At 74.4% G+C, this 22,087-nt stretch carries 21 protein-coding genes and 2 tRNA genes; 11 read left to right on the top strand and 12 right to left on the bottom strand.

Annotated elements, in window-relative coordinates; all coding sequences use genetic code 11:
- Positions 1 to 21: 21 nt before the first annotated feature.
- The gene (fdhD, locus tag K7862_RS09520) at positions 22 to 867 is read right to left on the bottom strand and encodes a formate dehydrogenase accessory sulfurtransferase FdhD (protein ID WP_222962021.1); all 846 of its coding nucleotides are present in this window, start codon (positions 865 to 867) and stop codon (positions 22 to 24) included.
- A gap of 143 nt (positions 868 to 1,010) precedes the next feature.
- On the opposite strand from fdhD, the gene K7862_RS09515 reads away from it, so the two are divergent.
- The 5 genes from K7862_RS09515 to K7862_RS09495 all read left to right on the top strand — a co-directional run bounded on the left by K7862_RS09515 (position 1,011) and on the right by K7862_RS09495 (position 3,705).
- Positions 1,011 to 1,364, top strand: a complete 354-nt coding sequence (locus K7862_RS09515) for a chorismate mutase (protein WP_222962020.1) — start codon at positions 1,011 to 1,013, stop codon at positions 1,362 to 1,364.
- Positions 1,365 to 1,443: 79 nt separating this feature from the next.
- On the top strand, positions 1,444 to 2,109 hold the full coding sequence (locus tag K7862_RS09510) for an NAD(P)-dependent oxidoreductase (RefSeq protein ID WP_222962019.1): 666 nt from the start codon (positions 1,444 to 1,446) through the stop codon (positions 2,107 to 2,109).
- Between the two features lie 145 nt (positions 2,110 to 2,254).
- Positions 2,255 to 2,339: transfer RNA gene (locus K7862_RS09505), tRNA-Leu, on the top strand.
- A 129-nt stretch (positions 2,340 to 2,468) separates the two neighbouring features.
- A complete protein-coding gene (locus tag K7862_RS09500; protein ID WP_222962018.1) occupies positions 2,469 to 2,900 on the top strand; it encodes a RidA family protein in 432 nt (143 codons plus the stop codon).
- 10 nt (positions 2,901 to 2,910) lie between these two features.
- Positions 2,911 to 3,705: an aminotransferase class IV gene (locus tag K7862_RS09495; protein ID WP_222962017.1), complete on the top strand. Its 795-nt coding sequence runs from the start codon at positions 2,911 to 2,913 to the stop codon at positions 3,703 to 3,705.
- Positions 3,706 to 3,740: 35 nt separating this feature from the next.
- Here the strand turns inward: K7862_RS09495 and K7862_RS09490 are convergent, their stop codons facing one another.
- The 3 genes from K7862_RS09490 to K7862_RS09480 form a co-directional block, all read right to left on the bottom strand.
- On the bottom strand, positions 3,741 to 4,763 hold the full coding sequence (locus K7862_RS09490) for a carbohydrate kinase family protein (RefSeq protein ID WP_222962168.1): 1,023 nt from the start codon (positions 4,761 to 4,763) through the stop codon (positions 3,741 to 3,743).
- Between the two features lie 103 nt (positions 4,764 to 4,866).
- Positions 4,867 to 5,808, bottom strand: a complete 942-nt coding sequence (locus K7862_RS09485) for a pseudouridine-5'-phosphate glycosidase (protein ID WP_222962016.1) — start codon at positions 5,806 to 5,808, stop codon at positions 4,867 to 4,869.
- A 142-nt stretch (positions 5,809 to 5,950) separates the two neighbouring features.
- Complete coding sequence (locus K7862_RS09480) at positions 5,951 to 7,567, bottom strand: ABC-F family ATP-binding cassette domain-containing protein (RefSeq protein WP_222962015.1); 1,617 nt, start codon at positions 7,565 to 7,567, stop codon at positions 5,951 to 5,953.
- A gap of 565 nt (positions 7,568 to 8,132) precedes the next feature.
- Here K7862_RS09480 and K7862_RS09475 point away from each other — a divergent pair.
- Both K7862_RS09475 and K7862_RS09470 read left to right on the top strand, forming a co-directional pair.
- The gene (locus K7862_RS09475) at positions 8,133 to 8,549 is read left to right on the top strand and encodes a hypothetical protein (protein WP_262412906.1); all 417 of its coding nucleotides are present in this window, start codon (positions 8,133 to 8,135) and stop codon (positions 8,547 to 8,549) included.
- Positions 8,550 to 8,564: 15 nt separating this feature from the next.
- A tRNA-Met gene (locus K7862_RS09470) sits at positions 8,565 to 8,638 on the top strand.
- Between the two features lie 185 nt (positions 8,639 to 8,823).
- On the opposite strand, the gene K7862_RS09465 is transcribed toward K7862_RS09470, so the two are convergent.
- Positions 8,824 to 9,108, bottom strand: coding sequence for a DUF6343 family protein (locus K7862_RS09465; protein ID WP_222962014.1), 285 nt, complete (start codon positions 9,106 to 9,108; stop codon positions 8,824 to 8,826).
- Between the two features lie 323 nt (positions 9,109 to 9,431).
- Here K7862_RS09465 and K7862_RS09460 point away from each other — a divergent pair, with 323 nt between their 5' ends.
- Together K7862_RS09460 and K7862_RS09455 are read left to right on the top strand one after the other, a co-directional pair.
- Positions 9,432 to 10,364 (top strand): GNAT family N-acetyltransferase, encoded by a 933-nt coding sequence (locus tag K7862_RS09460; protein ID WP_308011916.1) that lies wholly within the window; start codon positions 9,432 to 9,434, stop codon positions 10,362 to 10,364.
- Positions 10,342 to 10,935: a DUF1349 domain-containing protein gene (locus K7862_RS09455; RefSeq protein WP_308011915.1), complete on the top strand. Its 594-nt coding sequence runs from the start codon at positions 10,342 to 10,344 to the stop codon at positions 10,933 to 10,935. Before K7862_RS09460 ends, K7862_RS09455 begins: the two co-directional genes overlap by 23 nt.
- 617 nt (positions 10,936 to 11,552) lie before the next feature.
- Here the strand turns inward: K7862_RS09455 and K7862_RS09450 are convergent.
- From K7862_RS09450 to K7862_RS09415, 7 genes are all read right to left on the bottom strand, one after another.
- Positions 11,553 to 12,173, bottom strand: coding sequence for a TetR/AcrR family transcriptional regulator (locus K7862_RS09450; RefSeq protein ID WP_222962013.1), 621 nt, complete (start codon positions 12,171 to 12,173; stop codon positions 11,553 to 11,555).
- Entirely contained in the window at positions 12,161 to 12,901 is a 741-nt protein-coding gene (locus K7862_RS09445; RefSeq protein WP_222962012.1) for an enoyl-CoA hydratase family protein, read from the bottom strand. The genes K7862_RS09450 and K7862_RS09445 overlap by 13 nt, the downstream gene beginning before the upstream one ends.
- A 117-nt stretch (positions 12,902 to 13,018) precedes the next feature.
- Positions 13,019 to 14,209: an acyl-CoA dehydrogenase family protein gene (locus K7862_RS09440; RefSeq protein ID WP_222962011.1), complete on the bottom strand. Its 1,191-nt coding sequence runs from the start codon at positions 14,207 to 14,209 to the stop codon at positions 13,019 to 13,021.
- Positions 14,206 to 16,536: an acetyl/propionyl/methylcrotonyl-CoA carboxylase subunit alpha gene (locus K7862_RS37435; protein ID WP_262412905.1), complete on the bottom strand. Its 2,331-nt coding sequence runs from the start codon at positions 16,534 to 16,536 to the stop codon at positions 14,206 to 14,208. Before K7862_RS37435 ends, K7862_RS09440 begins: the two co-directional genes overlap by 4 nt.
- A 12-nt stretch (positions 16,537 to 16,548) precedes the next feature.
- Positions 16,549 to 18,087: an acyl-CoA carboxylase subunit beta gene (locus K7862_RS09425; RefSeq protein ID WP_222962164.1), complete on the bottom strand. Its 1,539-nt coding sequence runs from the start codon at positions 18,085 to 18,087 to the stop codon at positions 16,549 to 16,551.
- A 98-nt stretch (positions 18,088 to 18,185) separates the two neighbouring features.
- On the bottom strand, positions 18,186 to 19,019 hold the full coding sequence (locus tag K7862_RS09420; RefSeq protein WP_222962010.1) for a TIGR03084 family metal-binding protein: 834 nt from the start codon (positions 19,017 to 19,019) through the stop codon (positions 18,186 to 18,188).
- A 155-nt stretch (positions 19,020 to 19,174) separates the two neighbouring features.
- Entirely contained in the window at positions 19,175 to 19,531 is a 357-nt protein-coding gene (locus K7862_RS09415; protein WP_262412904.1) for a hypothetical protein, read from the bottom strand.
- Positions 19,532 to 19,748: 217 nt separating this feature from the next.
- Between K7862_RS09415 and K7862_RS09410 the strand changes: the two genes are divergently transcribed.
- Complete coding sequence (locus K7862_RS09410; protein WP_222962009.1) at positions 19,749 to 21,383, top strand: ABC-F family ATP-binding cassette domain-containing protein; 1,635 nt, start codon at positions 19,749 to 19,751, stop codon at positions 21,381 to 21,383.
- Between the two features lie 139 nt (positions 21,384 to 21,522).
- Entirely contained in the window at positions 21,523 to 21,924 is a 402-nt protein-coding gene (locus K7862_RS09405) for a hypothetical protein (RefSeq protein WP_222962008.1), read from the top strand.
- The last annotated feature ends 163 nt before the right edge of the window (positions 21,925 to 22,087 follow it).

Below are 22,087 nucleotides of genomic sequence, written 5' to 3'. Positions count from 1 at the left end.
ATCAGGCCGACGTGACGGACGTCAGTGTGCCTGCTCGGACGCCAGTGCGAAACGCTCGGCGCCGGCGTACACGTTCATGGAGCTGCCGCGCAGAAAGCCCACCAGGGTGAGTCCGGACTCCGCGGCCAGGTCGACGGCCAGCGAGGACGGCGCGGAGACCGCCGCCAGCACCGGTATGCCGGCCATCACGGCCTTCTGCACCAGCTCGAACGACGCCCGCCCGGAGACCACCAGAATCCGGTCGTGCAGGGGCAGCAGCCCCTCGCGCAGCGCCCGCCCCACCAGCTTGTCGACGGCGTTGTGCCGCCCCACGTCCTCCCGCACGTCGAGGAGTTCGCCCTCGCCGGTGAACAGCGCGGCGGCGTGCAGCCCGCCGGTGCGGTCGAAGACGGCCTGTGCCGCGCGCAGCCGGTCCGGCAGGGCGGCCAGCAACTCGGGCGTGAGCAGCGGCAGCCGGGGATCGCCGGCCGGCATCCGCGTCGCCGTGCGCACCGCGTCCAGACTGGCCTTGCCGCACAGTCCGCAGGACGACGAGGTGTAGACGTTGCGCTCCAGCGTGATGTCCGGGACCGGCACACCGGCGGCGAGCGTCACGTCCACGACGTTGTAGGTGTTGCGTCCGTCGTCGGTCGCGCCCGCGCAGTAGACGACGTTGGCCACGTCCCCGGCGGCGGCCAGCACTCCCTCGCTCACCAGGAACCCCGTGGCCAGAGCGAAGTCGTCGCCCGGAGTGCGCATGGTGATCGCCAGCGGCCGGCCGTTCAGCCGTATCTCCATCGGCTCCTCGGCGACCAGCGTGTCCGCGCGGTGCCCGGCGACGCCGTCCCTGATGCGCAGTACCCGCCGCCGCTCGGTGACCCGTCCCATGCCCACCCGTCCCGTCGCTAGCCCGTACACCTGACCTGCGGTGTCCGCCCATCGGGCGCTTCTGTGTCCCTTATGCAGGGTGTCATAGGGTGAGGCCGGCAGCGCACGGGAGCACCACGGACCTACCAGGATGGCAGACCGAGATGAACGACCAGCCGACCGCCGAGACCACCCTGGTGGGCGACGAGGCCGCACTGGCGAAGCTGCGGGCACTGCGCGGCAGCATCGACAACCTCGACGCGGCGCTGGTCCACCTCCTGGCGGAGCGCTTCAAGTGCACGCAGGAGGTGGGGGAGCTCAAGGCCTCCCACAACCTTCCGCCGGCGGACCCCGCCCGTGAGGCCGACCAGATCGCCCGGCTGCGCAGGCTGGCCTCCGACGCCCGGCTCGATCCCGCCTTCGCCGAGAAGTTCCTGAACTTCATCATCGAGGAGGTCGTGCGGCACCACCGTGCCATCGCCGCCCGCCCCCGGCAGGACGACGACGAGGACTCCTGAGCCCGCAACCGCGACGGCGTCGCCGCGTTGATCACGGAGGACCCGCGTCCGGCGAGGCCACCGACACGAGGAGCGACCGATGAGGCTCACGATCTTCGCGGCCACCGGAGGCATCGGCACGCACCTGCTGGACCAGGCCCTCACCGCCGGCCACGACGTCACCGCCGTGGTCCGCGACCCCGCGCGGCTCACCCGTGAGGTACGGACGGTGACCGCCGACCTCGCCGCGCCCGACCCGGCGGCGCTGCGCGTGGCGGTCGACGGCGCGGACGCGGTGCTCTCCGCCCTCGGGCCGCGTTCACGGGCCGACGCCGGGGTCACCGCGGCCGGGACCAGGGCGATCGTGGAGGCGATGCGGGCCACCGGGACGCGCCGGATCGTCGTGGTCAGCGCCGCACCCGTGTCCACCACGCCCTCCCCGGGCCGCCCGAACCCGCCCCGGCGGGACCCGGGCGAGGGGCCGGTGCTGCGGTACGTGGGCACGCCGCTGGTCAAGCGGGTGCTGAGCCGGCACTACGCCGACCTGGCCGTCATGGAGGACCTGCTGCGCGACAGCGGGCTGGAATGGACGTCGGTCCGCCCGCCGAAGCTGAACGACAAGCCGCTGAGCGGCGCCTACCGCGTCGCCCACGGGCAGAACCTGCGCGGCGGCGTCTCCGTCTCCCGCGCCGACGTCGCGCACTTCATGCTGCGGGCGCTGGACGAGTCCGGCACCGTCCGTCAGGCCGTGGGCATCGCGGACTAGGGGTGACCGCGGGGGCGCCGCGCCCGCCCCCGGCCGGGCCCCGCCGGGGCGGCGCAGGTCGGGGGAATGCGGGTGAGGAGCACTCCGATTCCTTGGTATCGTTGTTCCTGTCACCGCGACCACGCAGGTCGCGGCGTCGTACCCGGTCCGGGTGGCGGAATGGCAGACGCGCTAGCTTGAGGTGCTAGTGCCCTTTATCGGGCGTGGGGGTTCAAGTCCCCCCTCGGACACTCTGCGTGAACAGATCGGTGTCGGCCGTCACGGCCGACGCCGATTTTTTCGTGCCCGCCAGGGGTGCGAGTCCGGCCCTCCGGGAAAACCGGTGGGCGGCGTCCCAGGCGTCGGGCAGACTCGCGCCCATGCCTCGGATCACCCGGATCAACCCGGACACCCTCCATGCGACGCCCGGCTACCACCACATCACCGTCGTGGAGGCCGGCCGGACCGCGCATCTGGCTGGACAGTGCCCGCTGGACACCGCGGGCGACCTCGTCGGACCCGGCGACCCCCTCGCGCAGGCCCGTCAGGTGGCGGCGAACGGCCTGGCCGCGCTGGCCGCCGTGGGCGCCGCGCCGCATGACGTCGTGCGGTCGGTCATCTACGTGGTCGACGACGGGCGCGACGGCGGTGTCCCGGTGCTCGGCCCGGTCTGGGAGGCCCTCAACTCGTCGGCGCTGGGGCCCGCCTTCAGCACCGCGAGCACCCTGCTGGGCGTGACCCGGCTCGGGTTCACCGGCCAGCTGGTGGAACTCGACCTCACCGCGGCCCTGCCCGACGGCGGCCCCAACTAGGCTGGACCGTATGACGGATTCCTCCGCACCGCTGATCGAGGTGGACGGTGAGCCCGCCACCGCGGACGCCCTCGCCACCGTGCTCCCCGGCTACGGCCACTTCACCGCGATGCAGGTCAGGGACGGCCGGGTCCGCGGCCTCCGCTTCCACCTCGCGCGGCTCGACGGCTCCACCCGGGAACTCTTCGGCACCGGCGTCGACGGTGACCGCGTCCGCGGCGCCGTGCGCCACGCCCTGTCCTCCGCCGGCCGCACCGACGCCTCGGTGCGCGTCCACGTCTACCAGCCGGACGAGGCGCCGGGCGCCCCGGTGACGCTGGTCGTCGCCGTCCGGCCCCCCGCGGACCGGACCGACCGCGCGCACCGCGTCCGGTCGGTGCCGTACTGGCGCCCGGCCGCGCACATCAAGCACCTCGGCGGCTTCGGACAGGGCTACCACCTGCGGCGGGTGGAGGCCGACGGCTTCGACGAGGCCCTGCTGACCGGCCCCGGCGGTGAGATCGCCGAAGGCGCCGTCACCAACATCGGGTTCGTGACCGGGGGCACCGTCGTCTGGCCCACCGCCCCGCACCTGCGCGGCATCACCCTCCAACTGCTCGAGGAACTGCTCGACGCGAAGGGGATCCCCCAACTCCGCCGCTCCCTGCGGCTCACCGACGTCCCCGCGTACGACGGGGCGTTCCTGCTCAACTCCCGCGGCACGTCGCCGATTTCCCTGATCGACGACACGCCGCTTGCGACGGACGCCGAACTCCTGGCCACCGTCGCCGCGTTGTACGCTGGCGCGCCCTGGGACGCGATCTGACCCTGCGGGCCGGCGGTGCCGGCGGCTGAGGCAGGCTACATCGGCGGGTCGATATGCGCCGGCGCCTGGAGTTCGGCCTCCGGGCGGGTGGATTCGTGGGCCGCGCCCGGGTGGGCCGGGTCCCGGAGGCGGGGGCGGCCGCCGACGACCGTGACCGCCTCGGCTCCCGCCCGGCAGCCCGCTGCGAGCGCCTCCGCCAGCCCCGCGCCGGCCAGCCGGGCCGCGAGCAGGCCACCGGTGAACGCGTCCCCAGCGCCCGTGGTGTCCACCGCAGCGGTGTGCGGTGCCATGGCGGTGGCGACGACCGCACCGCGTTCGGCGGCCACCGCGCCGGCCGCGCCGAGTGTCACCACGACCGTGGCGCCGCCGCACCGGGCGCTCAACGACGCGGCAGCGGCGGCCGGTTCGTCGTGTCCGGACAGCAGGGCGGCCTCAGCGGCGTTCGGCAGCAGCAGGTCCAGACCCTGCACCGCGTCGAGGAAGGCCCCGGGGCCGAGGCGGCGCAGGAACCCCGCCGACGCCGGGTCGACGCTCGCCGGGATGCCGCGGACCGCCGCCGCCTTCCGTACGGTGGCGGCCAACGTTCGCCCGGGCGCGGAGAAGTAGAGATACCCCGACAGGTGGATGCGGCCGATACCGCGCGCCCCGCCGTCCAGCAGGGCCTCGTCCCAGTCGCCGGGGCCGAGCCGGAACGCCGCTCCGGAGTCGGTGACCAGGGTGCGTTCGGCCGCCGCGTCGACCAGGGCCACCACCACCGCGGTCGGCAGGGCGTCGTCGACGCGCAGCACCGGCTCGACCCCCGCGGTCAGCAGCGCGGCGCGATGCCATTCCGCCGAATCGGCGCCCACGCGGGCCAGCAGCCGCACGCCGGCCCCGTAACGCGCCGCCCAGCACGCCACGTTGGCACCCGCGCCACCAGGCAGCACCGCGATGCGGGCGGCGGTGTCGGTGTGCGGCGCCAGCGGCTCGTCGTGCCGCGCCACCACGTCCGTGACCACGTCTCCCACGACCAGCAGCCCACGCCCCGGTTCGGGCACGGCCCCGGGGGACCGGTTCATCACGTCCGGAGCCGGTCCGCGAGCGCTCTCCGCCGTCCCGTCCGTGTCGGTCATCCACCCTCCGCACGCCGAGCGACACCGTTCGCGCGCGGGGCCGTCGCACTCATGCCGCTCTGCTGGACCACGCCACGGCGATGGCCGCGGCGAGGGCGACGTTGCCGCGGACCGCCGCCAAGTTGGCCTCCAGCGAGGCGCCTCGGGTGTGCTCGGTGAGGTAGGCCAGCAGGAAGGGGGTGATGGCCTGGCCGGTGACGCCGTCGCGGTCGGCCGCCGCCAGGGCCTCGGCCAGGACGCGGTCGTGCAGATCCGGGTCGAGCTGCCGCTCCCGCGGTACGGGATTGGCCACCACCAGCGCCGACTCCAGGCCGCCCAACGCGTCCTGCGCGGCCATGACGGCGGCGATCCCGTCCGCTGAGGCGACCGTCCAGTCCACCGGCTCGCCGGAGTCGGTGAGGTAGAAGCCGGGGAAGCGGTCGGTGCCGTAGCCGACGACCCCCACGCCGAGCGTCTCCAGGCGCTGCAGCGTCGCGGGGACGTCGAGGATCGACTTGACGCCCGCGCACACCACCGTGATCCGGGTCGCCGCCAGCAGCCGGAGGTCGGCGGACTCGTCCTGGACCGACGTCCAGCCGCGGTGCACCCCGCCCAGGCCGCCGGTGCCGAACACCCGGATGCCCGCGCGGGCGGCGAGGAACGCCGTCCCGGAGACGGTCGTGGCACCGCTGGCGCCGGCGGCGAGGGCGGGAGCCAGGTCGCGGAACCCGAGCTTGCGCAGGGCGGGGTCCTCCGCGACCCTTTCCACCTGGTCCTTGTCGAGCCCGACGTGCGGCACCCCGTCGAGGACGGCCACCGTGGCCGGGACCGCCCCGGCGTCCCGCACGATCTGCTCCAGCTCCCGGGCGACCCGCAGATTGCGGGGCCGCGGCAGGCCGTGGGCGATGATCGTCGACTCCAGGGCCACTACGGGCGCGCGCCGGGCCAGCGCGTCCGCGACTTCTTCCGAGAGGGCGAGGGCCGGTGCCGGGACGGATCCGTCAGTGCTCATGGCCCTTACCTGGCACGCCGCGCGCCTCCCCAAACCTCGGGGAGACGGCGCGGCGGCCATGCGCCGGCAAGGGCCACGGCGGTTGCGACGCCCCGGCCACGCGGGTCCGGTCACACCAGCGCGCGGGCACATCCACGCTCGGTCACATCAGCGCGCGGTCCACCTCCTTCAGCGTGCCGTCCTCGATCAGCAGCCACCGGGTGATGCCCAGCGACCGCAGGAACGGCAGATCGTGGCTCGCCACCACCAGCGCACCCTCGAACGCGGCCAGGGCGGACGTCAGTTGCCGTACCGACGCCAGGTCCAGGTTGTTCGTGGGCTCGTCCAGCAGCAGCAGTTGCGGTGCGGGCTCGGCGAGCATCAGGGCCGCGAGTGTCGCCCGGAACCGCTCCCCGCCCGACAGCGAACCGGCCGGCTGGTCGGCCCGCGCACCGCGGAACAGGAAGCGCGCCAACCGGGCCCGGATCGCGTTGGTGTTCGCCGAGGGAGCGAACGCGGCCACGTTCTCGGCAACCGTCGCCTCCCCGTCCAGCACGTCGAGACGCTGCGGCAGGTAGCGGGCCGGCACGTGGACGTACGCCTCTCCGGCCGCGGGCGGGATCTCTCCGGCCAGGGTGCGCAGCAGCGTCGACTTGCCGGCGCCGTTGCCGCCGAGCAGGGCGATCCGCTCCGGGCCCCGCACCTCCAGCATGGCGCGCGTGCCGTAGCGCAGACGCACACCGTCGAGCGTCAGCACGGTCCGGCCGGCCGGCACCGCGGTGTGCGGCAGGTCGACGCGGATCTCGTCGTCGTCCCTGACCGCCAGCACCGCCTCGTCCAGCCGCTCCTTGGCCTCGGCCAGGCGATCGGTGTGCAGCTGCCGGTGCTTTCCCGCGGAGACCTCGGCCGACCGCTTGCGCAGCTTCATCACCGCCCGCGGCTCCCGCTTGGTGTCGTACATCTTCTGTCCGTACCGCACCCGGCGCGCCAACTTCACCTGTGCCTCGACCAGTTCGCGCTTCTGGCGCTTCATGTCCGCCTCGGCGGCGCGGACCGTCCGCTCCGCCGCCTCCTGCTCGACGGCCAGCGCCTCCTCGTACGCCGACATGTTGCCGCCGTACACCTGCACCTCGCCGCCGCGCAGATCGGCGATCTGGTCGACGTACTCCAGCAGTTCGCGGTCGTGGCTGACCACGACGAGCAGCCCGCGCCAGGACGCCACCGCCTCGTAGAGGTGACGCCGGGCGCGCAGGTCCAGGTTGTTGGTCGGTTCGTCGAGCAGCAGCACGTCGGGACGGCGCAGCAGCAGCGCCGCGAGCCGCAGCAGCACCGACTCGCCGCCCGAGACCTCCCCGACGGTGCGGTCCAGGCCGATCCGGTCCAGTCCGAGCGCGTCGAGGGTCGCGCGGGCGCGCTCCTCGACGTCCCAGTCGTCGCCGACCACGGCGAAGTGCTCTTCGCGGGTGTCGCCGGCCTCGATGGCGTGCAGCGCGGCCCGGACCGCGTCGATGCCGAGCGCCCGGTCGACACGCAACGAGGTGTCCAGCGCGGCGTCCTGCGGCAGGTAGCCGATCTCGCCCGTGACCTTCACGGTGCCCGAGGTGGGGGCGAGTTGACCGGCGAGCATCTTCAGCAAGGTCGACTTGCCCGCGCCGTTGAGGCCGATGAGTCCCGTACGGCCGGGTCCGGCCGTCCAGTTGAGGCCGTCGAAGAGGTGTGAGCCGTCCGGCCATCCGAAGGTGAGGCGCGAGCAGATGACGGAGGCGGTGAGAAATGACATGAGGATCTCCCGGGTCGCTGGGTGGTGGGCAGAGCGACGGAACGGGACACCGGTTGCGGGTGCGCTGAGTCGGCAGGCCACGCCGGGCGGATCCGCACGTCACGCGGACACGGACGGGCGGAGGCACAGGGGATGCGGGCGGCCGGACCGGCGTGCCGGCCGTGACCCGTCGGTTCGACGGGGTCCGGTCGGATCCGGCCGGTGAGGACGCGGCGAACGCCGCGAGACCGCCCGTGGCCTGCTTCGTAGCCGAGGTCGCACACGCGTGCCGCGCGCGGCGTCACCCTTCAAGCGGGACGCGGCGGGCGGGCGACGGTGACCCGGGACCTCAGACGTACAACGGCCTTCTCCTGTCGGACGGCGATACGGCCGAGAACGACGGTACGGCGGCGTTGGGGCGGCCGCAAAGGCTTTTTCCGGCTCCTGCCGGAGGCGCGCGGGGGTGCCCGGCACGCGCTCTACGGGGGCGGCCCTGCACGGGCTGTACGGCGGGCGGGGGTGGCCCGGCACGGGCCGTACCGCGGGCGGGGGCGGACCGGTACGGGCTGTAGACGGGCTGCCCGCTGTGTTCCGGTTCGCGACCGAACTCGCGGCCTGGGTGGCCACGCCCTGGTGGCTGTGGCACACGTCCTGGGTGCTGTCCGTGCTGTCACTGATCGTGCTCATCGGGCTGCCCACGGTGTTCGCGACTCCTGGGGAGAAGGCGCAGGTGATGGTGGCCGTGCCCGGCTGGGCCACCGTGCTGCTGGTGCTGATGGAGCTGGCGGCCGCCGTCGTCTCCGCGAGGGCGGCGGTCTGGCCGCTCTGGGCGGCGGTGTGTGTGAGCGTGCTGGCGCCGCGACCCTGGTCATCGAGCGCCCTCGGCGCCGCCGGCTGCTGGGCCGCTGACTGGTACCGGGCGGCCCTCCCTCGCACCCGCGCCGCACGGCTCCGTGGGGTGCGGCGCGGAAATGGATTTGGCGCCTGGGTGAACACCCCCTAAAGTGGAGTTCACCGACGCGGGGTGGAGCAGCTCGGTAGCTCGCTGGGCTCATAACCCAGAGGTCGCAGGTTCAAATCCTGTCCCCGCTACTGAAGGAAAGGCCCGGCACATCATGTGCCGGGCCTTTCTGTGTGTCCGGGCGCGTTTCCGCGTCCGCGTCACTGTGCCGCCTCCCTGGTCAGCGCCGGGGCCTGCGCCCGTGGTTCGTGGCACAGGGGAGCCACCACGAGACTGCGGCCCGCTCACCGGCGTTCCACACCCAGGTCGAGCCCTCTCATCTGCGGGAACTCGGCCTGCGGCGCGGCTCCACCGGCTGGTAGGGCGGGATGTTGCGGCCCGGCTGCCAGTGCGCCCCCTGCCGCATGTGGCGGACCACGATGATCACGTCCAGCAGGGCGAGCGCCCCGATCGCCGCGACGAAGGCGGCCCATCCGGGCTGGTGGGCCAGGGCGAAGCCGACGGCCGCCGCCGCACCCCAGACCACTCCGCAGATCGCCAGCCCGAGCCGCAGGCGCAGCGGGCTGCGCGCCTGGACGGGTTCCGATCCGGTTCTGGGCATCCGCGTCATCTCCCTTCTCCCCGCGCCACTGCCCCGGGCGTTCCCGGGGGCCGGGGCCCGGATCGCAGCACCCCCTGTCTCCAGCATCCCCCCGGCAAGGCCGGCGCGCGGACCCCCGACGCCCCGCGCCTGCCCGCCCGGGCACGCGATCATCCGTGACCCGACCTGAAAAGGTCCGCAGTCAGCCGCAGTCAGCCGCAGTCAGCCACAGGCCGCCCCCCGACGCCCCAGAACCCGAGACCCGAGGACCGAGGCCCCAGCCTCCCCGCCCCCCACCGAAAACCCCGGGCACTGCGAAGGCGCGGCGCGTAGGGTGCCTCACCGTGACCTTGATCGTGCGGGACTACCGCGACGGGGACAGCGTCCCCCTCTCCGAACTGCTCTACGCGACCGCGCCGTACCTCGTGGTGACGCCCGACGGCCTGCACGCCCAGGTCACACGCTCGCCCGCGCGCCAGCACTTCCGGCTGCTGGTGGCCGAGGAGGGCGGCACGCCCGTGGGATGCGTCAGGACCGGCTTGTTCGCCGACACCAGCGACACGGGGCTGTCCTTCGCCAACCTCACCGTCGCGCCCGGCGCGCGCCACCGCGGCGTGGGCGGCGCCCTGCTGGCGGCGGCCGAAGAGCACCTGACCGGCAAAGGGGCCCACACCGTCTACGCCTGGGCCGCGGACGACCCCGGCGCGCACGCTTTCGCCGCCCGCCACGCCTACCGGCGCGGCCGTTCGGCGAGCTTCCAGCGCCTCGGCCTGACGGACGCCGGATCGCTGCCGGCCGTGCCCGAGCTGCCGGCCGGGGTGGAGCTGCTCCCGGCGTCCCATTGGGCCGACGACCCGAGCCCGCTGCACGCGGCCGACCAGGAGGCCTTCCAGGACGAGCCCGGCGACGTGAACTCCGACGCCATCTCCCTCGCCGACTGGAAGGCCGTGACCTGGGACCGGCCCGGCTTCGACCCGGAGCTGAGCATCGTGCCGGTGGTGGACGGTGAGGTCGCCGGGATGCTCATCGTGGAGACCGACGGCCGCACGCGGTACTGGTCCGGCGGCACCGGAATCCGCCGCGCCCACCGCGGCCGCGGCCTGGCCAAGGCGGCCAAGGCCCACTCGCTGCACCTCGCCCGCACGCGCGGACTCCGCGAGGCCTACACCAGCAACGACGACGGCAACGAACCGATGCTGGCCGTCAACCGATGGCTCGGCTACCGGCCGTGCGCGACCGAATGGCGGTACATCCGTGACCTCACCGACCGAACGTGACCTGCCCTGGGCCGACGGCCGCTGGCTCAACCCGCCCGCCGATGTGCGCGAGGACGGCACCGGGCTCGTCGTCACCACCCGCGAGGGCAGCGACTTCTGGCGCACCACGAGCTACGGCTTCGTCCATGACGACGGCCACGCGCTGCTGAGCCCCTTCCCGCCGGGCACCGCCGTCGAGGTCTCCTTCGTCGCGGACTTCCCCGAGCTGTACGACCAGGCCGGTGTCCTGGTCCGGGCCGACGCGGAGAACTGGATCAAAGCGGGGATCGAACGGTCCGACGGCGCGCCGCAGTTGGGCGCCGTCGTCACGCACGGCACCTCCGACTGGTCGCTGGCCCCGGTCCCCGAGTGGACCGGACGCGAGGTCACCGTCCGGGTCAGCCGCGCCGGCGACGCGGTGACGGTACGGGCGCGCTGCGGCGGCGAGCCCTGGCGCATGGTGCGTCTGGCCTGGCTCGACCCGGCCGCGGACGCCCACGCCGGCCCCTTCTGCTGCTCCCCGCTGCACGACGGCCTGCGCGTGCGATTCACCCGGCTCGCCACCGGCCCCGCGGACGCCTCCCTGCACTGAGCACACCCGACCGGCCGCGATGCGTGCCGCACTCCGTCCAACGCCCCGAAGCGGCGGTTCGCTCCGCTCCGCTCCGGACCTCCGGCCGATGACCGGTCGCTCGGGCCGGGGGCACCTCGCGGGCGAACCCTGGGGGACCCCGCTCCTCTGATGGTGACCGTTCATCCGAACAGGCCCGGCTGGAACGTAGCCCGCAGGGGGCGGACCGCAGCGCGCGGGGGTGTCAGGCCCGGCAACGGCGGGCGAATCGCGGCCCGTGGAGGGCCAGAACTCCGCCCCCCTGGCGGACCGCGGCCCGCCGGGGGCGACAGGCCCGGGCGAATCGTGGCCCGCGGGGGCCGGGTTCCGTCCGGCAGGCGAACCGCGGCCCGCGGAGGCTATGCCCCACCCGGGGGGGGCGGACCGCATCCCGCGGGGGCCAGAACCCCGCCCGGCGCGCGGACCGCGACTCAAGGCCAGGCTCGACCGGCGGGCGAACCGGGCGTCTGCCACCGGCCCTCGGTGCCGGCGGGGACGGACGGTCCGGCACCGACCGCATCGCCACGGCCGCCGGCACAGCACTGGCGCCTCCGACGACCGCGTCGCCTGCCCCGGGGCAGGACCCGGGGCGCCGGGCCTCAGCCCTCCGCCCCCCGGCGCAGCTCCGCGTCGAGGATGCGGGACCACTGGCGGACGATCCCGGAGCGGCGCGTCGAGTCGTCGCTGAGCAGGTTGGCCAGGCCGAGCCCGCGGGCCATGTCCAGCACACCCTGCACGGTCTCCCGCACCCCCGGCTGCGTCTCGTCCGCGCCGAGGAAGTCCACGGCCAGCCGGTGCGCCTCCCGGCCGATCCGGGCCTCCAGCGCGCCGACCCTCGGCCGCAGAGCCTCCTCCTCACCGGCCGCGACCCACAGGTGCAGCGCCGCCCGGAACAGCGGCCCTGTGTGGACCGCGACCAGCATGTCCACGACCGCGTAGGTCCGGTCCTGGCCCTCCCGGGGAAGCGCCCGGGCGCGCTCGCGGACCGCGGTCAGCCACTGCTCGGCCACGTGCGCGATGGCCGCGGTGAACAGCTCCTCCCGGGTGCGGAAGTGGTGCTGGGCGGCGCCCCTGGACACCCCCGCGCGGGTGCACACCACCGCGACCGTGCTGCCCGACCAGCCGTGCTCGGCCAGGCAGGCCACCGCGGCCTCCAGGATGCGCTGCCGGGTGGCGCGGCTGCGGTCCTGCTTGGGCGCCCGCTCGGTCACAGTGCCCACGGCGGGTCCCGTCGTTCGAGCAGGGCACGCACGCCCTCGGCCGCGTCCTCGGACGCGAACAGCCGGGCGCTCTCCTGGCAGAGCGCCTCGGCGTCGGCGTCGAGCCGCTCCAGGAACGCCGCCGTGGTCAGCGCCTTCGACGCCGTGAGCCCCTGGGGGGAGGCGGCTCGCAGCCCCGCCAGGATGCCGTCCAGGGCGTCGTCCTCGGCGGTGACGAGGCCCATGCGCACCGCCTCGGCCGTGCCGAACCGCTCGCCGGTGATGATCCACCGGGCGGCGGCCCGCCGGTCGGCCCTGGCCAGCACCGGCAGGGACGCCACCGCGGGCGCCAGCCCCAGCCGGCTCTCGGTGAAGGCGAACGAGGCGGCGCCGGTCGCCACGGAGATGTCGCAGGCCGCCAGCAGGCCCAGGCCGCCGGCCCGTACATGCCCGTCGACCCGCGCGACCACCGGCTTGGGCAGCACGGCGATCTGCCGCATCAGGTCCACCAGGAGCCGCGGCCCCTTGTGGATCCCGGTCGACTTGAGGTCGGCGCCCGCGCAGAAGGACGTGCCGGCGTGGGTGAGCAGCACGGCCCGGACGCTCGGGTCCGCCCCCGCCTCGTCGAGGGCGGCCGCCAGATCGGCGATCAGCTCGGCGGACAGGGCGTTGCGGTTGCCCGGCGAGTCGAGCGTGAGTACGGCGACACCGCGGTCGGTGTGCCGCCGCACGAGCGGCGCTGTGGTCACTGCGGGCTCCTGTCGTGAGCGGGTGGTCGGGGAGGTCCTGGCGGGCCCGGCGGGACGGCGGGGTGGGCCCGGATCCGTTCGGCCGGCCCTCCGGCGCGGTGGGCGACGCCCCGCCCGTCAGTAGGACTTGGGCAGGCCGAGGGTGTAGTGCGAGACGAAGTTGAGGATCATCTCACGGCTGACCGGGGCTATTCGGCCGACCCGGGACGCGGTGAGCATCGAGGCCAGGCCGTACTCCGCGGTCAGGCCGTTGCCGCCCAGGGTGTGCACCGCCTGGTCGACGGCGCGGGCGCCGGCCTCGGCCGCCGCGTACTTGGCCATGTTCGCCGCCTCGCCCGCGCCCATGTCGTCACCGGCGTCGTAGAGGTAGGCGGCCTTCTGCATCATCAGCCGGGCCAGTTCCAGCTCGATGTGGGCCTGGGCCAGCGGGTGGGCGATGGCCTGGTGCGAACCGATCGGCTCCTTCCACACCTGCCGGGTGCGGGCGTAGTCGACCGCCGTGGCCAGTGCGTAGCGGCCCATGCCGACCGAGAACGCGGCGGTCATGATGCGCTCGGGATTGAGCCCGGCGAACAGCTGCAGCAGTCCGGCGTCCTCGTCGCCCACCAGCGCCTCGGCGGGCAGCGCCACGTCGTCGAGGAAGAGCTGGAACTGCTTCTCCGGAGCGGACAGTTCCATCTCGATCTGCCGGTACTCGAAGCCCGGGGTCTCCCGTTCGACGATGAACAGGCAGGGCTTGAGCTTCCCCGTCCTGGCGTCCTCGGTGCGTCCCACGACGAGCGTCGCGTCGGCGATGTCGACGCCTGAGATGAACACCTTGCGGCCGGTCAGCAGCCAGCCGCCGGTGGCCGGGTCGCGGCGGGCCGTGGTGGTGATGCGGTGCGAGTTGGAGCCGGCTTCCGGCTCGGTGATGCCGAAGGCCATCCGCAGCGAGCCGTCCGCGAGACCCGGCAGCCAGCGCTGCTTCTGCTCGGCGGTCCCGAACCGCGCGATGACCGTCCCGCAGATCGCGGGGGAGACGATCAGGAGCAGCAGCGGGCATCCCGCCGCGCCCAGCTCCTCCAGCACGATGGACAGTTCGGCCATGCCGCCGCCACCGCCGCCGTACTCCTCCGGCAGGTTCACGCCCAGGTAGCCGAGCCCGCCGGCCTCCTGCCACAGCGCGTCGGTGTGCTTGCCGTCGCGCACGGCCGCCGTGAAGTAGGCGCGCCCGTAACGGCGTCCGAGCGTCCCGACGGCCTCGCGCAGCGCCCGTCGTTCCTCGCTCTCCAGCAGGGTGGTGTCGAAGGTGCTGCGGACGGTGGTCATGGTCCCGTTTCCTCCTTGACGACGGCCAGTACGGCACCGAGTTCGACCTGAAGGCCGACGTCGGCGGTGAGTTCGGTGAGGGTCCCCGCGGTGGGCGCGGCGATCAGGTGTTCCATCTTCATCGCCTCCAGCCACAGCAGGGGGCTGCCGGCCTCGACGCGGTCGCCCGGCGAGAATTCACCTATCCGGACGACCGTGCCGGGCATCGGCGCACGCAGTGAGCCGGGTGCGGTGCGCTCTGCGGGCTCGGTGAAGCGGGGGAGTGCGGTCAGTGCGGTGCACACGAACGGCGAGTCCACGAACACCCGTTCGGCGTAGGTGGCCACGTCGAACCCGTGCCGGACGCCCGCCACGTCCAGCACCACGCGGCCCGCGGTGGCGCTCACCACCGCCACGCCGGGGAAGTCCGGCGCGGTCAGGCCGTTCCGGTCCAGGCGGTAGCGGACGTCATACGCGACGCCGGTGGCCTCGGCGCGGAAACGCTTCAGCTGCGGTTGCGAGGGAACGTTTCGCCAGCCCCCGAGGCCCATCGCGACAGCCGCGCCCCTGCCGGTGGCCCCGCCGCCGGGGACGGCGATGCCGTGCCGTGGCGCGGAAGTATCGCCCGCACTGCTTCGACCCGCGTCGCCGGATGTCCCCGCCGTCCGCCGGGCCGCGTCGGCCAGGGCGGCGGCCAGGGCTGCGAGCGCCACCGGGTCCTGCGCGGCGCCGACGCCGCCGGGATCGCCGTCGCCGAGCTCTCCAGCAGGGGTGTCGAGGCCGTCCGCACCCGTAGGAGGGGCCTGGGTCGCGCCGCCCGCCGTGCCGTCCGCCGTGCCCTCAGGGCCCGCCACCGGTTGGTCCACTGCCGTGGCGCCCGCGACCGGCGCGTCCCCTGCCGCCGCGCCGGCCCCGGCGCTCTCACCGCCCTGCCGCACGCCAAACTCCGCCGCGTGCCGATCGAGGAACGCCGTGTCCAGCCGCGCCGCCGCGAACTCCGGGTGGCGCAGGGCGCGGACGAGCAGATCGCGGTTGGTGCGCGGGCCGTGCAGCCTGGCCCGTTCCAGCGCCCGGGCCAGCCGGCGGACGGCCTCGCCCCGGGTCGGCGCCCACGCGACGACCTTCGCCAGCATCGGGTCGTAGTGCACGCCGATGGTGTCGCCGCTCGTCACGCCCGCGTCGAGCCGCAGTCCGGCGTCCCGTTCGGGAAGGACGGTGAACTCCGCGTCCACGCCCGGGACTTCGAGCAGGTGAAAGAGCCCGGGCTGCGGCTGCCAGCCGTGTGCGGGGTCCTCCGCGTACAGCCGGGCCTCGACCGCGTGGCCGTGCGGCCGCGGCGGTTCCGGCGGGAGCGCGGCGCCCTCCGCGACGCGGATCTGCCAGGCCACGAGGTCGAGCCCGGTGACGCACTCGGTGACCGGATGCTCCACCTGCAGACGGGTGTTCATCTCCAGGAAGTACGGCCGTCCGTCGCGGGCGACCAGGAACTCCACCGTGCCCGCGCCCGTGTAGCCGATCGAGCGGGCCGCGCGCGCCGCCGCCGTGTGCAGCGCCGTGCGCACGTCGTCGGGCAGTGCCGGGGCCGGTGTCTCCTCGATCACCTTCTGGTGGCGCCGCTGCAGTGAGCAGTCCCGCTCGCCGAGCACCCACACCGTCCCGTGCGTGTCGGCCAGCACCTGGACCTCGACATGCCGGGCCCCTTCCGCGTACGGCTCCAGGAACACCTCGCCGTCGCCGAACGCCGACCGCGCCTCCTGTCGTGCGGCGGCCAACTCCTCCTGCAATCGGTCCAGTTCGCGCACGACACGCATGCCGCGTCCGCCGCCGCCCGCGGCCGCCTTCACCAGCAGCGGCAGGTCGCCGGCGCCGACCGCGCCGGGGTCCAGCGCGCCGAACACCGGGACACCGGCCGCCGCCATCAGCTCCTTGGCGCGTGTCTTCGACCCCATCGCCGCGACCGCGTCCGGCGACGGCCCGATCCAGACGAGCCCGGCGTCCCGCACGGCGCGCGCGAACTCGCCGCTCTCCGAGAGGAATCCGTAGCCCGGGTGAACCGCGTCCGCGCCCGAGGCGAGCGCCGCCGCCACCAGCAGGTCGGCGCGCAGGTAGGTGTCCGCAGGCGCGCTGCCCGGCAGGCGCACCGCCGCGTCGGCCTCGCGGACGTGCGCGGCGTCCGCGTCCGGGTCGCCGTAGACGGCGACGGTGGTGATGCCCAGATCGCGGCAGGTGCGGAAGACCCGCCGGGCGATCTCGCCGCGGTTGGCCACCAGGACCGAACCGATCTCCACCCGGTCCGCGGGGGCGGGCGCCGTCCCGGGTGCGCCGATGCCGTTCGACTCACTGCTCATCCGTTCCGCCCCTCACATCCGGAAGACGCCGAAGCCACCACGCGCGCCCTCGACCGGGGCGCCGTGGACCGCGGACAGGCACAGGCCCAGCACCGTGCGCGTGTCCCGCGGGTCGATCACCCCGTCGTCGTAGAGCCGTCCCGACAGGAACATCGGCAGCGACTCCGCCTCGATCTGCTGCTCGACCATCGCCCGCAGCGCCGCGTCACCGGCCTCGTCGTACGGTTGGCCCTTGGCCAGCGCCGACTGCCGGGCCACGATGGACAGCACGCCCGCGAGCTGCGCCGGTCCCATCACCGCGGACTTCGCGCTGGGCCAGGAGAACAGGAACCGCGGCTCGTACGCGCGCCCGCACATCCCGTAGTGACCGGCGCCGTAACTCGCGCCCATCAGCACCGAGATATGCGGGACCTTCGAGTTGGAGACCGCGTTGATCATCATCGAGCCGTGCTTGATGATGCCGCCCTGCTCGTACTCGCGGCCGACCATGTAGCCGGTCGTGTTGTGGAGGAAGATCAGGGGGATGTCGCGCTGGTTGGCCAACTGGATGAACTGGGCGGCCTTCTGGGACTCCGCGCTGAACAGCACACCCTGCGCGTTGGCCAGCACGCCGACCGGGTAGCCGTGGATCTCGGCCCACCCGGTGGCCAGGCTGGGCCCGTACAGCGGCTTGAACTCGTCGAAGGCGGAGCCGTCGGCGACCCGCACGATGACCTCGCGCGGGTCGAACGGCGTGCGCAGGTCGCCCGGCACGATGCCGAGCAGGTCCTCCTCGTCGAACAGCGGCGGGCGCGGCGCGGGTCGCGGATCGGGCCCCAGCTTGCGCCAGTTGAGCCGGGCGACGACCCGGCGGGCGGTGCGCAGCGCGTCGGGCTCGTCCAGCGCGAAGTAGTCGGCGAGGCCCGAGACGCGGGCGTGCATGTCGGCGCCGCCGAGCTCCTCGTCGTCGCTCTCCTCGCCGGTGGCCATCTTCACCAGCGGCGGACCGCCGAGGAAGACCTTCGAGCGCTCCTTGACCATGATGACGTGGTCGGACATCCCCGGCACGTACGCGCCGCCCGCGGTGGAGTTGCCGAACACCACGGCCACGGTGGGGATTCCGGCCGCCGACAGTCGCGTCAGGTCGCGGAAGAGCGCCCCGCCGGGGATGAAGATCTCCTTCTGGCTCGGCAGGTCCGCGCCGCCCGACTCCACCAGGCTGATCACGGGCAGCCGGTTGGCGAAGGCGATCTCGTTGGCCCGCAGTGCCTTCTTCAGCGTCCAGGGGTTGCTCGCGCCGCCGCGTACGGTCGGGTCGTTGGCCGTCACCAGGCACTCGACACCCTCCACGACACCGATGCCGGTGACGATCGAAGCGCCGGTGGCGAAGTCGCTGCCCCACCCCGCGAGCGGTGACAGTTCCAGGAACGGCGTGTCCGGGTCGAGCAGCAGCTCGATCCGCTCCCGGGCGGTCAGCTTGCCCCGACGGCGGTGCCGTTCCTGGTACTTGGGCCCGCCGCCGGCCAGCGCCTCCGCGTGGGCGGCCGCCACCTCGGCCAGCCGCTCCAGCATGGTCGCCCGGCGCTCGGCGAAGTCCGCGGATGCGGCCGTCACGGTGGACGCAGTGGGCACAGCGGACGCAGTGGACGCAGTGGGCACGGAGGGGGCCGTCACGACGCACCTCCGTCCGGCCGGAGCGCGCTCCCGGCCGGTCCGGCGGCCGCGCGGCCCTTGCCGGGCGGTCCGGCGAACGCCTGGGCGATCGACAGCCAGGCGTCGGCGTCCTCGCCCTGGGCGTGCAGCGCGAGGTCGTCGCGGTGGCGGCGCTGGACGGCCAGCAGGCAGAGGTCCAACGCCGGTCCCGTCACCCGCTGTTCGGCGCCGTCCGGGCCGAAGGTCCACAACGAGCCGTCGGGAGCGGTGAGTTCCCAGCGGAACTCCTCCCGCGGGGCCGGACGGCCGTGCGCGGCGAAGGCGTAGTCCCGGGCGCGGACGGCGATCCGCACGACGTGGCGCAGCCGCGCGGTGGGAGCGCGCCGCACGCCCAGCGTGTCGGCGATGTCCTGGCCGTGCGCCCAGGTCTCCATCAGCCGCCCGTTGGCCACCGCGGCGGTGCTCATCGGCGGCCCGTACCACGGGTGACGGACGCCGGGCGGCTGTGCGACGAGGGTCGCCCACAGCCGGGCCCGGCTGGACCGCCATGCCTCCAGCAGTGTGGCCGCCGGCATCTGTGCGCCCTGGGCGGCGGCCTCGTCGACGTAGGTGTCCAAATGGTCGACGGCGTACGTCAGTTCCGCGGCGAACGCGTCCGGGTCCTCGATCGCCAGCAGGGCCTGGTGGTCGGTCCAGGCCAGATGGGCGACCTGGTGCGCGACGGTCCACCCCTCGGCGGGCGTGGCCTCCGCCCATCGCTCGGCCGGCAGCCCCGCGACGAGGCTGTCGAGCGCATCGCTCTCGGCGCGGAGATCGTCCAGAAGACTGCGTACGGACTGCGGGTCGGCCATGGCCACCTCTCGGTTGCAGCCGGTGTGTGACAGCGTGCGACCCGAGCGTGGCAGCGCCCCCAGAAACAATCAAGCACGCATGCATGATTTTCCCCTCCGCCCGGGGTCCGTCCGTTCCCGCGGGCGGCCCGGGTGGGCCACGGCCACCTCACCGGTCAGAGGCCGTCCAGCCAGTCGATGACCTCGCGCAGTTCACGGGCGCCCCGGCGGGACAGGGCCCGCACGACCGCGTCGAGAAGGGCGCGGCCCGCGTACGGGTCGCCGCAGCAGTACCCGTGCGGGTCGTCCGCTTCGGCCGCTTCCCAGAGCTGCCGCTCGGGGCGGCACATGTGCACCTTCCACAGGTGCACGGCCAGCCCGACGTCCCCGGCGTTCAGGTAGTTGCGGGTGCTCTCGAGGCGGTGGACCTCGTACCGCGTCCGGTAGGACAGGCCGTCGATCGCCGGCTGCAGGTCATGTGGTCCGCGGCGCCCGGCGCTCTTACGGACCTGTCGTGGCCGCCTACGCGGCATGTACCTCTCGGGTCGTCGTCATACCGGCCATGCTGGCACGGTCTCCGGCGCCGGCCGAACGGATTTGCCGGCGAAGGCGGGCCCGACGTCCCCCGGCCGGAGGGACGAGCCCAGGCGCAATCAGGCACCCGGGTGTCGGCCCGGATCCGGGCCAGGCCCGGGTGAGCCCGCTACAAGTGGGATCCCCGCGAAGCGAACCGTTAGGATCCAGGGCCTGATGAGTGCCACTCTCGTTGCCAAGAACCTCGCCGCGGCGCACGGCGACCGTGCCCTGTTCTCCGGGCTCGACCTGGTCGTGGGCCCGGGCGACGTCATCGGGCTGGTCGGTGCCAACGGCGCCGGCAAGTCCACGCTGCTGCGGCTCCTCGCCGGCCTCACCGCCCCCGAGGAGGGGACGCTGCGGCTGAGCCCGGCCGACGCCAACGTCGGCCACCTGCCGCAGGAGCCGGACCGCCGTGCCGAGTCCGTCCGCGACTTCCTCGCCCGCCGCACGGGCGTGGCCGCCGCCCAGGCCGCGCTCGACGCCGCCACCCAGGCACTCGTCGACGGGACCCCCGGCGCCGACGACGCCTACGCCACCGGACTCGACCGCTGGCTCGCCCTCGGCGGCGCCGACCTGGACGACCGCGCCGACGAGGCCGCCGCCTCGCTCGGTCTCGGCATCAGCCTCGACGCGGACATGCGCTCGCTGTCCGGCGGCCAGGCGGCCCGCGCGGGCCTGGCCTCCCTGCTGCTCAGCCGCTACGACGTCTTCCTGCTCGACGAGCCCACCAACGACCTGGACCTGGACGGCCTGGAGCGCCTGGAGAAGTTCGTCACCGGGCTGCGGTCCGGCACCGTCCTGGTCAGCCACGACCGCGAGTTCCTCACCCGGACCGTCACCAGCGTCGTCGAACTCGACCTCGCCCAGCAGCAGGTGTCCGTCTTCGGCGGCGGCTACGCCTCCTACCTGGAGGAACGCGCCACCGCGCGGCGGCACGCCCGCGAGGAGTACGAGGAGTACGCCGACACCAAGGCCTCCCTGGAGGCCAGGGCCCGGATGCAGCGCAACTGGATGGACAAGGGCACCCGCAACGCCCTGCGCAAGGCCCCCGACGGCGACAAGATCGCCCGCAAGGCGCGGGCGGAGGGCAGCGAGAAGCAGGCCGCCAAGGCCCGGCAGACCGAGCGGCTGATCGAGCGGCTGGACGTCGTCGAGGAGCCGCGCAAGGAGTGGGAGCTGCGGATGCAGATCGCCGCGGCACCCCGCTCGGGGGCCGTGGTGGCCACGCTGCGCGGCGCCCGGGTGCGGCGCGGTTCCTTCGGGTTCGGCCCGGTCGACCTGCAGATCGACTGGGCGGACCGGGTCGCGATCACCGGCGCCAACGGTGCCGGCAAGTCGACGCTGCTGGCCGCGCTGCTCGGCCGCCTGCCGCTGGACGAGGGGACGGCCGCACTCGGCCCGGGCGTGCTGGTCGGCGAGGTCGACCAGGCCCGTGGCCTGTTCCGGGGCGAGGAGACGCTGCTGGACGCCTTCCGCGGTCCGGCGCCCGACCTCGAACCCGCGGAGATCCGCACGCTGCTGGCCAAGTTCGGCCTCAAGGCCGACCACGTGCTGCGCCCGGCCGCCACCCTGTCGCCCGGCGAGCGGACCCGGGCGGCCCTGGCACTGCTGCAGGCCAGGGGCGTGAACCTGCTGGTGCTCGACGAGCCCACCAACCACCTCGACCTGCCCGCCATCGAGCAGCTGGAGTCCGCGCTCGCCTCCTACGAGGGCACGCTGCTGCTCGTCACCCACGACCGCCGGATGCTGGACGCGGTGCACACCACGCGCCGGATCGAGGTCGCCGGCGGACGGGTCACCGAGCACTGAACCATCCCCCGGGGCGGCCGGGTGGCTCCCCGGAGCCGGCTCCCACCTGCCCCAGGGGAACCAGGCGCGTCCCCGCTGCGTCCCATCCAGGACCGGCCGCCCCCCGACCAAGGGCGGCCCGGGCGAAGGAGGATGGACGATGCGCGCTCGGATAGCCGCGGCCGCGGGGGCGGCCGTCGCGTCCTTGATGCTGGTGACGGGGTGCGGCTCGGCCAGCGGGGTCCGGGTGGGAGCGCCCGACCCGAGCAGCGCGAGCTCACAGCCGGACTGCGGCGACACCGTGGTCGACCTGGACGGCACCGGCGCGCGCGAGGTGTGCCTGAGCGTGGGCAGCACCCTGCGGGTGCAGATCGACAAGAAGGACGTGCCCGCCGTCGAGCACGGCGGCGCGCTCACCGAGGTCTCGCCCGGCGTCTACCGCGGCGCACGGACCGGCAGTGCCCAGCTGAGCGGCTTCCGGCACGCCTGCCCGGGCGCCGAACCCGGCGGCGTGTCCTGCCACGCCATCGTCGGGTGGAGGGTCACCGTCGACGTGCGGTGACCGGGTGGCCGGGGGAAGCGGCGGACCCGGGTCGGCAGTGGGGGCCGACCCGGGTCCGCCGCGTTGCGTCGTGCCGGGCTCGTCAGGGCGTGTCACGTGATGCCGTGTGCGGCGCGCCCCGAAGAGCCTTGTGCCCGAGCGGTCAGCTCACGTTGGCGGCGGT

This window comes from Actinacidiphila acidipaludis, from assembly GCF_019890725.1.
Classification (GTDB): Bacteria; Actinomycetota; Actinomycetes; order Streptomycetales; family Streptomycetaceae; genus Actinacidiphila; species Actinacidiphila acidipaludis.
This window is presented reverse-complemented; position numbering and strand designations above follow the sequence as displayed.